At 47.4% G+C, this 16,158-nt stretch carries 8 protein-coding genes; 5 read left to right on the forward strand and 3 right to left on the reverse strand.

Going from position 1 to position 16,158, the window contains the following annotated elements; all coding sequences use genetic code 11:
* Positions 1–62: 62 nt before the first annotated feature.
* The gene (locus DQX04_RS10955) at positions 63–749 is read left to right on the forward strand and encodes a response regulator transcription factor (RefSeq protein WP_243618966.1); all 687 of its coding nucleotides are present in this window, start codon (positions 63–65) and stop codon (positions 747–749) included.
* Here the strand turns inward: DQX04_RS10955 and DQX04_RS10960 are convergent.
* Positions 738–4,118: a PAS domain-containing hybrid sensor histidine kinase/response regulator gene (locus DQX04_RS10960; protein WP_111915964.1), complete on the reverse strand. Its 3,381-nt coding sequence runs from the start codon at positions 4,116–4,118 to the stop codon at positions 738–740. The genes DQX04_RS10955 and DQX04_RS10960 overlap by 12 nt on opposite strands.
* Positions 4,119–4,154: 36 nt before the next feature.
* On the opposite strand from DQX04_RS10960, the gene DQX04_RS10965 reads away from it, so the two are divergent.
* From DQX04_RS10965 to DQX04_RS10980, 4 genes are all read left to right on the forward strand, one after another.
* A complete protein-coding gene (locus tag DQX04_RS10965; RefSeq protein ID WP_111915965.1) occupies positions 4,155–4,835 on the forward strand; it encodes a class I SAM-dependent methyltransferase in 681 nt (226 codons plus the stop codon).
* A gap of 68 nt (positions 4,836–4,903) precedes the next feature.
* Positions 4,904–5,329 carry an MAPEG family protein gene (locus DQX04_RS10970; RefSeq protein WP_111915966.1) on the forward strand — a complete coding sequence of 142 codons (426 nt, stop codon included), beginning with the start codon at positions 4,904–4,906 and terminating at the stop codon, positions 5,327–5,329.
* A 22-nt stretch (positions 5,330–5,351) separates the two neighbouring features.
* Complete coding sequence (locus DQX04_RS10975) at positions 5,352–5,954, forward strand: DUF502 domain-containing protein (RefSeq protein ID WP_111915967.1); 603 nt, start codon at positions 5,352–5,354, stop codon at positions 5,952–5,954.
* A 22-nt stretch (positions 5,955–5,976) separates the two neighbouring features.
* On the forward strand, positions 5,977–9,267 hold the full coding sequence (locus tag DQX04_RS10980; protein ID WP_111915968.1) for a S41 family peptidase: 3,291 nt from the start codon (positions 5,977–5,979) through the stop codon (positions 9,265–9,267).
* Between the two features lie 104 nt (positions 9,268–9,371).
* On the opposite strand, the gene DQX04_RS10985 is transcribed toward DQX04_RS10980, so the two are convergent.
* Positions 9,372–12,605: a TonB-dependent receptor gene (locus DQX04_RS10985; protein WP_111915969.1), complete on the reverse strand. Its 3,234-nt coding sequence runs from the start codon at positions 12,603–12,605 to the stop codon at positions 9,372–9,374.
* Between the two features lie 265 nt (positions 12,606–12,870).
* Positions 12,871–16,014, reverse strand: coding sequence for a TonB-dependent receptor (locus DQX04_RS10990; protein ID WP_111915970.1), 3,144 nt, complete (start codon positions 16,012–16,014; stop codon positions 12,871–12,873).
* Between the last annotated feature and the right edge of the window lie 144 nt (positions 16,015–16,158).

The raw sequence follows: 16,158 nt of genomic DNA on the forward strand, positions 1-16,158 counted from the left end.
CTTTTTTCTTCTTGTAGCTTGCCCTTTGTGGCAGCTTCGGTTAAAACACGGACACCACTTTAATGTCGAATAGCGAGCTTATGGCCAGAGCCATTATTGCAGACGACCACCCACTGTTTCGTGCTGCATTAAAACAAGCATTGTCGGAAACGCTTGGTAGTGACGTTTTAGAAGCAGAAAGCTTCGACACGTTGCAAAATGTTTTGCAACAAGAACGACAAGTTGAGTTATTACTGCTCGACTTAAATATGCCGGGTAATCAGGGTTTAACCGGGTTAACCACTGTGCGTAATGCTTATCCAGACATTTTGGTACTCATTGTTTCTGCCAACGAAAATCCGGATGTGATTCGTAAAGCCATGGCGTTTGGCGCCAGCGCTTATGTTCCAAAGTCTGCGCCACTCCCTCTTATTAAAGAAGCGGTAGAAACAGTGCTGAGCGGTGACAATTGGCTACCCCCTCACTTGCAAGAAATAGCAGACGAACAACCGGACGATGCCAGTGAAGACTTTGCCCACAAACTGGAACAACTCACACCACAACAGTTCAAGGTACTCACTTGCATTGCTGACGGTTTGTTAAATAAACAAATTGCTTGGGAATTAAATGTTCAAGAAACCACTATTAAACAACACGTTTCTGCCATTTTGAGAAAGTTAGGTGTGATTAATCGTACGCAAGCAGGCGTGATATTCAGAGAGATGTTGCGAGCAGAAGACCCTGAGGGAACTGAGCAACTAGATTCCTAATCGTTTAATTAACCGTTTCAATGCAGCTTGTTTTACCGGTTTCGGTAAAAACTGCGCTTTTGCACGAACGACTTCCTCGCGAACGCCTTCATTAGGATCTGCGGTATTCACAATAGCTGGAATGTCTTTGTTAAACCGCCTACGCACCGCTTCAATAACCTCTACACCAACACGGCCATCGTCTAAGTGATAGTCAATGAGCATTAACTCTGGAGCTTGTTCAAGGCGATCGGCTTCCTCAGGACTATGGCAAGAAGTAACAACTGCACCCCAATCTTCAAGTAATGACGACAGTGCAGTACGCACAGCCTGGTCGTTATCGACCACAAGTACTTTTTTACCGGTAAGTAATAACGCTGGCTCAATCGCTTTGGGTTCGGCGATATTGGCTCCGTGCTTTTCCCACCGTACAACGGGAATGCGAACCGAGAAACACGTCCCGCGCCCTACCTCTGACCGTAAGTGCAAAGGCACTTCTAATAGTCGGCACATTCTTTCCACAATAGCCAACCCTAAACCGAGGCCAGGGTTTTGCTCTTGTTGGTCAAGTTGATGAAACTCGTCGAATATAGCCGTTTGTTGTTCCTCTGGAATGCCTCTGCCAGAGTCACATACCATGAGGTCTAAACCGTCGTGCCGGCGTCTGACGCCTAATACAACCCGTCCTTTTTCGGTATAGCGAATCGCATTCGATAATAGATTCTGTAATACCCTTCGCAGTAACTTTCGGTCAGTTCGAACAATTGCGGAAGTGCCGTGTACATTTAAATCCAACCCTTTTTCTTCCGCCAACACTCTGAAGCTGTCTACTAACGGTTGGAAAATATCGATAAGCGGCACTTCTTGAATATCTGGCTTTAAGGTTCCCGAGTCTAGTTTGGTCATTTCTAGCAGCATCGTGAGTAACTCTTCTGCGTTTTCCAACGACCGCTGTATTTGTCGCGCTAACTGCAGCGACTCTCCTGCACTTCTCTTCTCTAGCATTTCGCAGAACAACGTAGCGGCGTTGAAAGGCTGCATAAGGTCATGGCTCGCTGCAGCAAAGAACCTCGACTTACTCGAATGAGCTTGTTCTGCCGCTTGCTTTGCTTCTAATAACTGCTGCGTCCGTTCCGCAACTCGAGCCTCTAGCTCGGCATTAATGTGACGTAATTCTTCCTGAGCGCGAACCAGGTTGGACACGTCGGTGTAAGTGGTTACAAACCCACCGTCGGGCATAGGGCTGCCTTGTAACTCGATCACTCGGCCATCCGACTGCGCTCGTTGATATCGATAACTGCTCCCTGAACGTAAATAATTAAGACGTTTTTCAACTTCCGTCTCAATGTTGTCCGAAGGCTGTCCAAACATGCCTCGGTCGGCATTGTATTTCAGTATGTCGAGCACCGGCATCCCGGCCTGAATAAAGCCCTCGGGGTAGTCAAAGATTTCAATATAGCGTCGGTTCCAAGCCACTAAGCGAAGTTCATTGTCGATAACGCTAATACCCTGTGGAATATTCTCTACCGACGCCTGCAACAACTCACGATTAAAGCGATAAAGCTCTGAAGCTTCCGACGCCCAGTTCACAACTTCGTCTACCGACACTTGCGACTGGCGAGCTAGTGCGTCGATGACCAAGCGGCTGGCAGCACTACCGATAGCCCCCGCCATTTCACGCTCTATACGTGTTAGTACCGAATGTGGAACCACACCATCACCGGGAGCTGCACCTACGGCAATACCTAACCTTTGATCGAGGCGACTTGCATCACTTTGATCAATAAATCTCGCGAGAACAGAGCGCAATCGCCCCCAGGTCACTTCGTCGCGCTCGATAGCGCTATGGTAGGTATCGGCGTGGATAAACTGTTCTGCGGATTCTCGTTCTGCCGAGCTTGAACGAAGTACGATGGAAACCACCATATAAAGCAGAACGTTCAAACCTAGGGCGAGTACAATCCAATGACTCATTTGAACGTCGGTCAGTAGGTATTGATCATTGTTTACCGCTCTAAACGAGGGTAACAATAAGCCATACACCCAAATACATGTACCCGCAGTTAAGCCACTCACCACACCCCAACGATGCCCTTTTGACCAAATCACACCACCAATAAGACCTGGAGCAAGTTGCGCCAGCAACGCCATGGCAATCAAGCCATTACTCACTAGCGGAACCCCAGACTGTGTAGCCAAATGATAGAAGTAGGCCAGTGCAATAATAAGCACCATGGTTAACCTACGTATGGTTAAAACTCTATGAGGAGTAAGCGCAAGTGCAGCATCTTTATGTGCACGCGACTTTAAAAATAGCGGGGTAATCACGTCGTTAGAAATCATAATACTCAACGACAACGTGGCCATGATTACCATACTTACAGCAGCCGAAAGGCCACCGATAAACGCGATAAGGCTTATATCTGGTCTCTCTGCAAGAACGGGTAGTGCCAGCATAAAGGTGTCTTGAGTGCGTAAATCCGGCACGAGAAGTAAGCCAGCCAACGCAATAGGTAATATGAAGAAGTTGATTGCGAACAAATAAAGTGGAAAACCCCAACGCGCGGTTTTCAATTCTTTCGGGTGAATATTTTCGACGAAATTGACATGAAATTGTCGAGGCAGTACGAACATGGATACAGCACCTAAGACCATGTGCACCACAAATACGTAGCCTCCATTCGGCTTACCCGTAAGTACTTCTTGCGCCAAAGGATTCTGCGCTGCTTGAACGACTAAATCGCCAATATCTTCAAACAATACGTAGCTACAAAATATACCCACAATGGCGAAAGCCAATAGTTTTACGATGGACTCGAATGCAACTACATCCATTAACCCTGAGTGTTTCTCTGCTAACGTTAAACGCCTTGCGCCAAAGAGAATAGAGAAGCCAATCATGGCTATTGCGACGCCTGCAGAAAGGTCATTAAACCAAGGAATACGGGTTGCGTCTAAACCCGTAACTGCGGAAAAACTAGACGTAACGGCTCGCAACTGCAGTGCGATATAAGGCACAAGCGCAACCAACGAAATAATAGCCACAAACGCACTAATACCATGAGAACGTGCGTACCGAGCCCCCATTAAGTCGGCAATAGAAGTCAGGTTATGTTCGCGCACAATATGCAATGTGCGCATTAATAACCCATGGGCAAATAGGAAAATAACAATGGCACCAATGTAAGTAGGTGCGAACGCCCAGCCGTAGTGTGCAGACTGCGTAACCGTGCCGTAAAAGGCCCACGTGGTGCAATGTACACCTAAAGCTAAGGTATAGCGCCACGGCCTTGCTCCCTCTTGGCGCGAACGTTCGCCACGAGATGCAATTAAAAAAAGCACCAACAAGTATGCAAGTGCTGTCACTATAACGAGAGATACGGGTAACATAGGGCTTATGTTAAGCATGGAAACGAGTAAACAGCAATGACTCAACACGCTGAATCGACAGAAATTTGTCCACTTTGTAAGAGTTTCAGCACGAGTTTGTGGTGTACCGACTCACAGGCGCGACTCAACCACAGAGAATACTGGCAGTGCCAAAACTGCGAGTTGGTTTTTGTGCCCCCACAATTTCATCTATCTCACGATGATGAAAAAGCCATTTATGATTTACATGAGAACCACATAGACGACCCTGGTTACCAACGTTATTTGCAACCTGCATTTAATGCTGTGACGTCTTCATTGCCACAGCAAAGTATAGGGTTAGACTTTGGGGCAGGGCCTGGTCCCGCGCTTGCCACCATGCTCACGGCTGCGAGCTACAAAACGTCGCTTTACGACGCTTATTACCATCGTAACAATGACGTTTGGCAGCACACCTACGACTTCATCACCTGTACCGAAGTGTTCGAACACCTTAGCCAACCCCATGACGTAATACAGCAATTACACTCTCACTTAAAGCCTAACGGCGTGCTTGTTGTGATGACTATGTTTTGGCAACAACAGAAAGAGTTTATGCAATGGTCGTATAAGAACGACCCAACACATATCTGCTTTTATACACCTAAAACGTTTCACTGGATTGTGAACCACTGGGGTTACGAGCTCGTACAAACCACGCACAACTTAGCCGTAATGCGCAAACGAGCGCCAAGCTAGTCAAAACAGACTAAAGTACGCTACGCTGTGCATCAGACAAATAACAATAACTTCAAAAGGACAAACACATGGTCGATTTAAGCGCATACACTGGTAGCCTGCTGTGGTTAGGCATTCTTCTGCTTATGGTGATGGTGCAGTGGGTTATTGCAAGCGGCGCGAAAGCTAAACGCCCAGGTGCCATACCCGGAGTTATTCCTGCTGAGCTTGGGCATGGTGACTTTGTATTTCGGGCATGGCGCACGCACCAAAATACAGTTGAAAACTTAGGCACAATTTTAGGTGGTGCAGTGTTAGCTATCTTGGCCGGAGCTAGCCCAGTTTGGGTAAACGTGCTGCTTACTATTATTGTGCTTGGGCGTTTGCTTCACATGATTCTTTACTACTCAATTGCTACAGAGAAGAACCCAAGTCCGAGAAGTTGGTTTTTCATTCTTGCATGGTTAGCTAACTTGGCGCTGATCATTCTGGGCATAGTGGCAGTGATTAAGTAACACAACGTTACGGAGTTAAGCTTTGAAATCTTTTGTAAGTCATATTTTGCGCGGGTTAGCTATTGTGCTACCCGCCATTCTCACGCTGGTTGTTGTAGTTTGGTTCTTAACCAGCTTGGAGTCGTGGATTTCAAGCTTTCTCAAACCGATACTTGGCGAAAAATGGTATGTACCCGGCCTAGGCATCGTCAGCTTTGTGCTCATTTGCTTTGTTGTAGGGCTAAGCGCTGAATACAAAGGCATAGGCTGGTTTTGGCAGTTACCTGGAAAACTGTTGTTGAAGATTCCGGGTGCAAGCCAAATTTACGGCATGATCCAAGAAGTGTTCGAGGTTATGTCGGGCAAAAACTTCGCCGACGAGTCTGTGGTTCTCGTTAAACTCCCACAAAGTGAAGTTGAACTGATTGGCATAGTTACTAAAAAAGGCGGTATAAAGAATGACCGCATGAGCTCGCTAATGTCTGAAGAGCATATCGCGGTGTTTTTACCCATGGCTTACAACGTGGGTGGCTACACCGTTATTGTGCCGAAAAGCTGTACTACAAATGTCGACATGAAGCCTGCTGAAGCGCTACAGCTTGTTTTAACCGGTGGTTTAGGGAAGGGAGCTGGAGCAAAAGATTAATCCAAAATGAAAGGGCAACATAATGAATAAGACCCCTCTGGCAAGTTTGCTTACCGTAAGCTCTCTTGCCCTTACTCTACTCTCAATGCCAGCGTTTGCTGAAAACTATTACCGACACCCCGGCTTACAACAGTCAGACCTCATATACACCGCTGAAGGTGACCTTTGGTTAAAAAATCTAGCGAACAATAGCTCACCTATTCGTTTAACCACATCTGATGCGGAAGAAACAGAAGGTCAAGTGAGCCCAGACGGAACCATGGTAGCGTTCGTTGCGAATTACGAAGGCGTTTCCGAGGTTTACGTAATGCCCAAAAGTGGTGGAACTCCGAAGCGCGTAAGCTATGAACAAGGACGTATTCGTTTGCAAGGGTGGACACCAAGCGGGAAAGTATTGCTTTCTACCGACAGCGTTATTGGCCCTTCAAACCAGTGGGTACTGAAGTCGGTTGATCCTGAAACGCTAGTCACCCACACCTACCCTGTTGTTGACGCTATTCAAGGTACTTTGAATCAGCGCGAAGACACACTGTATTTTGTTCGTTTTGGCCTGCAAGCCACCGGCGACAACGCCAGAGTTTATCGTGGTGGCGCTATGGGCGAACTATGGAGCTTTAAAACAGGGCAGGAAGAAGAAGCGGTACAACTTATTCCCGACCATGAAGGTTCAATTGAAGACCCGATGTTTGCCAATGGGCGTGTATATTTCACATCTGACGCAAGTGGCACAAGAAACCTTTGGTCAGTAAACCCGCAGGGCGAGGACATCCGCCAACACACCGAATACGACGACTGGCAAATATGGGATGTCTCGACGTCTGGTCAGTACGCGGTTATGCAACAAGGCGCAGACTTAGTTCGTCTGAATTTAAGAAATAACACGCGGGAAGTTCTAGCATTAGAAACCACAAGCGACTACCGCCAACGCCAAGAGCGTTGGTTAGAAAACCCGATGGACTACGCGCAGCATGCTAGCTTCACGGGCCACGAAGACACAAACAAAGAGCGTGTGGTTATTACCGCTCGGAGCCAAATTGCTTTGGCCTCTAGCAACGGACAGCGCCTAATTCATATCAATACTCCAGAGGGTAGTCGCTCTAGAGAAGCGATTCTAAGCCCCGACGGCCAATGGGTTTATGCTATCAACGACGCCTCAGGTGAGAACGAAATTTGGCGTTTCGCGGCAGACGGTACCGAGCGTCGTGAACAACTCACCACAAACGGAGATACATTCCGCTGGGGATTGTTTATTTCTCCAGACGGACGCTACCTAGCTCACGACGATAAGCACGGTAATTTATATGTGCTCGATATCGAAGAAGGCGAGTCGCAAATCATTGACGAAGGGCTAGCCGGCCATTGGAATGTTGCCAGTGTATCTTGGTCTACCGGAAGCAACTTAGTCGCGTTTGCCCGTAACCACCAAGAGTCCGAACGCACTCAAATTGTTCTATATTCGTTTGACGATGAGCGCAGCGAAGTACTGACTTCCGACCGTTACGAGTCATATTCTCCAACGTTCAGTTCCGACGGCAACTGGCTTTATTTCTTGTCTGACCGCCACTTTAACGCAACACCAGGAAGCCCTTGGGGTGACAGGAATATGGGGCCGGTGTTCGACCAGCGTACTCAAATTTACGGTTTAGCACTGAAGCGCCAAGCATGTTTTCCGTTTGCAGAGCCTACCGAAGTTACGTTATGTAATGACGAGGAAGCGAATGACGAAAAAGAGCGTATGTTCAATGCCAAAACCGTAGACTGGGAGGGGCTAACGGAACGCCTCTGGCACGTACCGGTTGAGCCTGACAACTACTTCGATTTGTCTGCAAGTGATAGCCGTTTATATGTGATGGCTAGCCCTATTGGCACAAGACAAAGTTCCTTATACCAAATTCCGTTTAGCAACACTGATATAAAGCGCGAAACGTTTGCTAGCGGAGTGAATATGTATGAATTGTCACTAAATCGCGAGCGTCTCTTCTACAGTCAGCCAGGCGATCACAACAATTTCGTGGTAGCGGCAGGAGCCAGTGCACCCGGTGACACAAGCTCAGCACGCCTAAACACTGCACAGTGGCAATTTGCGTTTTCTCCGCGTGAAGAATGGCGCCAAATGTTCCACGACGCATGGATAATGCACCGCGACTTCTTGTTTGACGCAAACATGCGAGGCGTAGACTGGGACGCGATGTATGACAAGTATCGCCCTATGGTGGAACGTATAACTGATCGCCACGAACTAGATGATGTATTCGCACAGCTACTTAGTGAACTGAGCGTATTGCACAGCCAAGTTCGGGGTGGCGACTACGCATCTCGTGACAATGTGCCTTCAGCCGCAAGCTTAGGCGCCGCAATTACCACACGCGAAAATGGCGTATTCATTGAACATATTTACAGAACTGACCCAGAATTACCTGAAACAGCAAGCCCTCTTGCAACTCCAGGCGTGCGTGCGGCCACAGGTAACCAAATCGTTCGTGTAAATGGCACTGAGGTGAGCACTGTAGCCGACGTAACACGTGCACTGCGGGGGCAAACAGGTCGCCAAGTTCGACTCGACCTCGCACAAGGGCGTGAAAGCTGGGCAACCGTAGTTACCCCAACCTCGCTTTGGCAAGACCACCGTTTACGCTATCAAGACTGGGTTCTACGTAACCGTGAACGCGTCGATAAAGCTAGCGACAACGAGTTTGGCTATATTCACCTGTATTCAATGACATCTAGTGATATTGAAAGCTTCGCACGCGACTTCTACACCAACATCGATAAGAAAGGTTTGATTATTGATGTGCGTAGAAACCGTGGGGGTAATATCGACAGTTGGATTATCGAAAAACTGATGCGTCGCGTTTGGATGTTCTGGCGTGCAGCAAGTGGTAGTCCTTTTGTGAATATGCAACAAACCTTCCGTGGTCAACTTGTTGTGCTTACAGACCAATTGACGTACTCAGATGGTGAAACGTTTTCAGCGGGTATTAAAACCTTAGGATTAGGCCCTTTAATTGGAGAGCGCACAACGGGTGCAGGGGTTTGGTTGACGGGTAGGAACTCTTTGGCAGACCGAGGCATGGCGCGCGTTGCAGAAAGCGCTCAATTTGCGATGGACGGTACTTGGGTTGTTGAAGGTTACGGTGTTGAACCTGACATCGAAATCGACAACCTCCCTCATGCAACGTTTAACGGCGAAGATGCTCAATTACAACGTGCAATTGAAGAGCTTGAAACGCGATTAGAAGCAATGCCTTATCCAGAGTTGAACCCAGGGGACTTTAGCGCACCTTACGGCGCAGACCCGGTCAATCGACCTTAACTTTAAGTTTCGAACATAAGTTTCAAACATAAGCTTTAGGCATAAAAAAACGGCTCCGCAAAGGAGCCGTTTTTATTTCCGAATCTTTATCCTTTCAACAAGGATTAGAAGCGGTAGCGAACACCAATCTTCGCAGTCCAAGTAGAACCACGAGCACTGTAGAATGTCGCTGATTCAGGAGTAGCGTCGAAGCCACCGTACGGCGAGCCGTAGATGTATTGACCAGTTACTGGGTCAATGTCTACAGAAGCGATACGAACACCTGTGTCAGCATAGCTAACAGTGTGACGTTGGTTGTCACCAAGCATTGCTAGAACGTTACGAATGTCTACGTAGATAGAACCTTTATGGTCGTTGAATAAACCTGGAACTTCTTGTTCAAAGCGAACGTCTAGGTTGGTATTCCAAGGACCACGGTTACCTTCGTTACGCACTGCATAACCGCCCGCGAATTGAGTTAAGTTTGCAGCTTCAAGGAAGGTTGCGAACTCTTCATACGTTAAGCCACCGCTGTAACGAACGTTTGGATCGTCCGCACCCGTAGGGATGTACGGTAGGTAGTTGGTAGAAGAGTAAAGGTTGTTCGAAGACGGGTCACCGAAGCCACGGAAACGGAATGTATCCAACGCGTAGCTGTATGGACGACCAGAACTACGATCCCAGAATACGCTCACTTTCGATTCATAGCCTGAGAAGAACTCAGTAGTATAGTTCAACGTTGCTAGGAAACGATGCTCAATCTCATAAGACGCGCGACCTACAGAAGGGTTCTGCTTGTCGACAGCTGTCTGATAGTTGTAGTTTGAGTGAGCTGTAGAAGAACCACCTGAAGTGATGTCTTCAACGTCTTGGTTCGTATAGCTGAAGCGGAAGCTTAAGCCGTTGTCCCACGCATTACCAATAGTGAATGTAGAAATTAAGCTGTCGCCGCCTTCTACGTTAGTAAGCATGATGTCAAAACGGTTTGTGTTGTAGCCACCGATTTCGTCTGGACGAGGACCTTCAAGTGGATCCCAACCTACGTATAGCGGACGACCGCCAGCAGTAGTTACTTGGTCGCCATTGTCGTCAAGCAATGGAACCTTAGCAAGGTTTACCCAACCCACTTCACGGTTTTTCTCAGCATAGATAAATTCTGCTGCTGCGAACCAGCCTTCACCTAAGTAACCTAGGTCTAGGTCATCATAGTCAATCGCTAAGCTGTAGCGAGTTTCGTAAGGCATTTCGAAGTTTGGATCGATAGGCGTAGTGTTACCGTCGCCTGCCACCAAGCTGTCTTGCATAGACTGAGGAACTTCAGTGATGTCTGCACCAGAAACGTTTTGAAGATCGTCAGCTGCAACGATGGTTACACCGTCGTTAGTGTACGCGTTTGAAATCCAAACGTTAGGACGACCACCTGCGAATTGACCTACACCACCACGAAGAGTGATTTGGTCAGTAAGCGTGTAGTTAAAGCTGAAGCGTGGAAGCAACAGGTCTAACCCGTCCATGTTGTTTGTGTTCGCGAAGCCGTAGCGGTCCATGAAGTTCTGGTTAAACGCTGGGCGATCATCAGAGTTGAAGCGCTCGTAGCGAAGACCAAAGTTCAAAGTTAGGTCCCAGTTCACGTCCCAAGAGTCTTGGATGTACAAAGCAGTGCTGCCGTAGCTGAATTCAGCTGCGCCGTCGTCTGAGTTGTTTGTGTACGCGTTCTGGTACTGGATAGTTGCTGCTTCTTGAGCTTCGAAGTCTGCAATGCTGTCAAACTCGAACACACCCAAAGAGTTCTGAACGAACACGTTGAATACGTCGATTTCTTGCATTTCAACACCGAATTGCAGGTTGTGAGCGTCGAATAAGTACTCACCGTGCAATTGGAAGTCAGTCGTTGTTGTTTCTAGACGGTTCGCGTGGCGTGAACGGTCTGGACCGATCTGGATTTCACCTGCGTCGCCTGCAGCGTTTTCGTCGTCGGTAAAGAACACAGTAACTTGACCAAAGTTACGACCTAATGCTGGGTCTTGGCCTGTAGTTACGTCTTTAACTGACGCTTTGAACTCAGTACTGAAGTTATTTGTCCAGTTTGAATACACTTGTAATGAATAGTTATCCATTAACTGGTTACGAATATACCAAGTTGAGTTCAAGTTTAAGTTGGTATTACCGCCAGTCGTTGTGTTGTTTGCAGCTTCGTCTTCTGCACGCTGGTAGGTAAATGATGCGCGGTGGTCATCGTTAATGTTCCAGTCCAATTTAAGAAGCATTTTCTCATCTTTTTGGTCTGGTTGAACGTTCCAGTCACCCGCGTCAACACCGTAAACATCTTGTGCAATTCGCTGAATTTCAGAAATTACAGAAGGGTCAATGTCTTTTTGGTTTACTGCTGAAGAACCTGCTGGTCCCTGTGCAATAGACGTTGGCTCTTCATAAGTTTCATAGTTCGCGAAGAAGAACAAACGGTCTTGAAGGATTGGTCCGCCTACGCTGAAGCCTAGTGTTTCTTCTTTGTAGTTAAGTTCTGGCGAATATCCATTCGGATCGTAGCGGCTTGGATCAGGGTCGCCTGCCAAGTCGTCGCTCGCGTATTCATAAAATACTGAGCCAAAGAATTCGTTTTCACCTGAACGCGTTACAGCGTTAATTACCGCGCCAGTGAATCCACTATAACGCGCATTAAACGGAACAGACTTGATAGAAACCTGTTCAATAGCGTCGATAGAGATCGGAGAGCGGTTTGTTGGGTAACCAGAAGAGTTCAGACCGAAGTCATCATTCTGACCTATACCGTCAACAGTAATGCTGTTGTAGCGTGGGTTGTTACCTGCAACAGAAAGTGAGCGAGCGTCGTCACCAAGATCTGTAGCTAATGGGTTTTGACGAACGATGTCTTTAAGATCACGGTCAAAAGCTGGAGAACGACGGATATCGTCTTCACCCCAAGTGCTCGAAGAGCCTGCTTGAAGAGAAGTGAAGTTAATGCGTTGACCAGTAACTTGAATACGCTCTACGTTCTCGCGGTTTTCTAACTGCGCGTTTAAACGATATGCGTCGCCAAGTTGTAAGAAGATATCTTCTAAAGTTTGACCTTCATAAGTGTCAGACTCGATCATTACACGATACGGGCCGCCAACACGCAAGCCAGATGCAACGAAGATACCGCTGTCATTTGTGGTTGCTGTGGTACGCGTGCCTGAAGGAACGTGTTCAATTACGATTCTGGTGTCTGCGACTACCTGACCAGCTGGCCCTACGATCTGACCACGCATTGACGACGAGGTTTGCGCCATTGCTACGCCAGAAATACCTAGGGTAAGAGCCACTGCCGCCGCAATACGGCTCAGTTTCGTCTTATTCATGCCTAAATCCTGATTTTGTGTGTGTGTTTTATGTTTGAACCCAAAATTTCAGATGACCGCTCGCTATCTCAAATTTTCAGGGGGGCATAGTTTATTACAAAATTTGTACAATTTCATGCCCGTTTTATTTCTTTCTGAAAGCCACAGCACATAAGCAACTATGACTCGGGCGCCACCCTAACGGATCAATATGACAGGCTTATGACAAATAAAAACGGCTCCCGAAGGAGCCGCTTGATATTTACTTTATGTACTTACTTCCGTATTAGAAGTTGTACTTAACTCCTACACGGATTTCCCAAAGTGATGGGCCAGTTTCACGACGTTGTCCGCCAGGAGCGAAGAACTCGTTGAACTGATACGTGTTGTTATCAAGTACTTCCACGTCTACCACGTCTTGCATTTGTGGGAAACCTGCTTGATACATTACGCCCCAGTCATCATTGATAAGGTTTGTAAGGTTGTTCACTACTAAGAACGCTTCAGCTGAATGACCTTCCATTAAGCCCGGTAGTTCTTGTGTAATTTTTAGATCAACCTTAGTCCACCAATCGCTGTAATAAGCGTTACGCTCTGCGATTCCACCAGCATATTTGCCAAGACCTGAGCTGTTCACGAACGCGAAGAATGCGTCAGTGTCGAAGTCTGGACCGAATACAACGTTCGCATCGTCAGCACCTGTTGGCACGTATAGTAGGTGACGATCGAAACCGATGTCGCCTAAGATTTGACCAGAGAACGTGTAGCTGTATGGACGACCTTTGTTATGCGTACCCACTAAGCTGAAGCGAGTTTCGTAACCACTGAAGAACTCCGCTGCATAGCTAGCACGGAACGTGAAGCGATGCGGGATTTCGTAGTTAGAAGTCGCCAAAGATGGGTTATGCGGGTCTGAAGTCGCAAACGTAGTGTGGTTTGAGTAAGCCACAGAACTTGTCATTGGGTTAGCGTCTTCCGCTTCAGTGTAAGCGTAAGCGATTGCCCAGTCGAAGCCCCAGTCATAAGAACGGCTTAATGATGTAGATAGAGTCATTGACATACCGTCGCTAGACGCGTTGCCAAGAATCAAGTCTTCACCCCAGTTTGGATCGATACGTTCGTAAACTGGACGACCGTCAAACATTGTACCCGTAACTTCCATCGCAGCGTTGTATACGATTACAGAGTCTTGCTTCTTGGTGTAGATGAAGTCTGCATTCGCAACATAACCACTGTCGAATGTGTATGTACCACCTAATGCGAATTTCCACTCGCTAGGCGTTTTGAAGTTCGGATCTAGTGTGTTTACCGCACTGTTCGCCGCGCCGTTCGCAATTTGGTCAACAAGTGACTGCGGAGGATTAGCGATTGGCGTGCCGTCACCACTAATTGGCTGGTCGAATAAGCTGTTGCCGCTGCGGTCTTGTAATTGGATAAGTGTAATACCGTCGTTTTGATAGCCATTCGCTACCCATACGTTCGGGTTACCACCAGAGTACAAGCCGATACCACCACGAACTTCTAACTGGTCAGTTGCTCTCCAGTTAAAGCCGAAACGTGGTTGAAGCAAGCTCTCGCCATCGAAGTTCTGCGCATTTGAGTAACCATAACGGTCGATAAAGTTTTGGTTCTCAGCAGGTAGGTCGCTACTGTCATACCAGTCATAACGAAGACCGAAAGTAAAAGTTGCGTCCCAATCGTAGTGATAGTACTCGTCCTGTACATAGAACGTGTTGATGCTGTAGCCGAATTCAGCAGCAGCGTCACGTGGGTTCAATGTACCAGCCGCGTTACCGTAGTAAATACGCGCAGGAGTACCGTTGCGGAAGTCATCGATAGAGTTAAAGCGATACTCACCAATACTGTGCTGAACGAACATGTTGAATACGTCTAGTTCTTCAGTTTCATAACCTACGCTGAACGAGTGGTCTTCCCACTGATACGTTGCAGACAAGTTGATGAACTTAGAGTCGTAGCTCAAGTCGTTTGATTGACGAGAATCGTCTACACCTAAGTAAACAGTTGCACGAGAAGCTGCGTCTGCACCCGGTAAAGTGTTGGTAGTAGTGATTTGAACTTCACCAAAACCACCTGGGCCTGCGTTCGCTTGCGTGTTGTCTACAGAAGAGCTACCTACACGAACTTCAGTGAATAAGTTTGGTGTCCAGTCTGAGAACAACTGGAATACATACGACTCAAGTTCAGTTGAGCGATTATAGTAGTGATCGCTGAACTCATACTCGTCGTTGTCGCCGTCAGATTGACGAAGGTTACCACCGTCGTTGTAGTTATAAGTTGCTGATAAACGATGGTAATCATTGATATACCAGTCTAACTTAAGCAACATTTTCTCGTCTTCTACAGGAGAAGTAGAGATTGGGTCACCAACTTGGTAGCCGTATACGTCACGAGCGATTTGAGCGATTTCGTCAAGCTGAGCTTGAGTAACACCCGCAACCTGAGTACCTGCAGAAGAGTCTGCTGGGCCACGGCTGAAGCTGTCTACGCCTTCAAACTTCTCGTAAGCTGCGAAGAAGAACAATTTGTCTTCAACCAATGCGCCACCCACGTTAAAGCCGTAGCGTTCTTCAGTGTAATCACCGTTGTCGAAGCTATCGCCTTCAAGTGAGTCGCCACTTAGCGAGTCGCTTGTGTAGTCGAAGAATACAGAACCAAAGAAGTCGTTAGAACCCGACTTAGTTACTGCGTTGATGTTACATGCAGTGAAGTTACCGTAGCGTGTGTCGAAAGGAGCAAACTCTACAGCAACCTGTTGAATTGCGTCATAAGAGAACGGGATACGCTCTGTCGGATAACCGTTTGAGTTCAAACCGAAGTTATCGTTCATGCGAACACCGTCAACCGTTAACGAGTTATAACGTGGGTGCGCACCACCACACTGTACTGCATCGCCGAAGCTTTCGTCGATGTAGATACGTGGGTCAATACGAATCACGTCTTTAAGGTCACGGTTAATTGCAGGGGCATTATCTAAGTCAGACTGAGAGAAGATAGCCGCTGGACTGTTACGACCCGCCATCAAGTCAGGTGTGCGAGACGCAGTCACTGAGATGGTTTCGTAAGTTTGCGCTTGCAAAGTCGATACGATGTTTTGCGTGTCACCGAGTGTTAAGTAAACATTCTCGATAAGGTCTTGCGCACCATTTGGCCCTTCAACCACGATGGTGTATGGTCCGCCAACAGCTAAACCACGCGCGCTAAAACCGCCGCTTTCGTTTGTTGTAAATGTACGAATTGAGCCTGTGCGAGTGTCAATCAGTTGGATTGTTGCATTCTCAACTGCTTGACCAGACTCCATTGAGACTATGCCACGTAACGCAGAGGTTGTTTCCTGTGCCATAACAGCACCAGACATACCCAGGGTTAGCGCGACTGCCGCAGCAATGCGGGTCAGTTTCGTCTTCTTCATGCCTTTTACCTGCAAAAGTTGTGTGTGATTTGTTGTTCTAATTTCGATGAAGAGCAGACAACAAAAAACTGCTCAAACATAGAACGCTTTAATAATATGACAATTTATTGACATTTTCCTGTCATTTTTTTCATGATCATGCAG

The organism is Aliidiomarina sp. B3213 (assembly GCF_003290085.1).
In the GTDB taxonomy this organism is placed as follows: Bacteria; Pseudomonadota; Gammaproteobacteria; order Enterobacterales; family Alteromonadaceae; genus Aliidiomarina.

Bases quoted from the DNA above. Each gene is read 5' to 3' on its own strand.
- DQX04_RS10955 (WP_243618966.1), top strand. From the start codon at position 63: ATGTCGAATAGCGAGCTTATGGCCAGAGCCATTATTGCAGACGACCAC.
- DQX04_RS10960 (WP_111915964.1), bottom strand. From the start codon at position 4,118: ATGTTACCCGTATCTCTCGTTATAGTGACAGCACTTGCATACTTGTTG.
- DQX04_RS10965 (WP_111915965.1), top strand. From the start codon at position 4,155: ATGACTCAACACGCTGAATCGACAGAAATTTGTCCACTTTGTAAGAGT.
- DQX04_RS10970 (WP_111915966.1), top strand. From the start codon at position 4,904: ATGGTCGATTTAAGCGCATACACTGGTAGCCTGCTGTGGTTAGGCATT.
- DQX04_RS10980 (WP_111915968.1), top strand. From the start codon at position 5,977: ATGAATAAGACCCCTCTGGCAAGTTTGCTTACCGTAAGCTCTCTTGCC.
- DQX04_RS10985 (WP_111915969.1), bottom strand. From the start codon at position 12,605: ATGAATAAGACGAAACTGAGCCGTATTGCGGCGGCAGTGGCTCTTACC.
- DQX04_RS10990 (WP_111915970.1), bottom strand. From the start codon at position 16,014: ATGAAGAAGACGAAACTGACCCGCATTGCTGCGGCAGTCGCGCTAACC.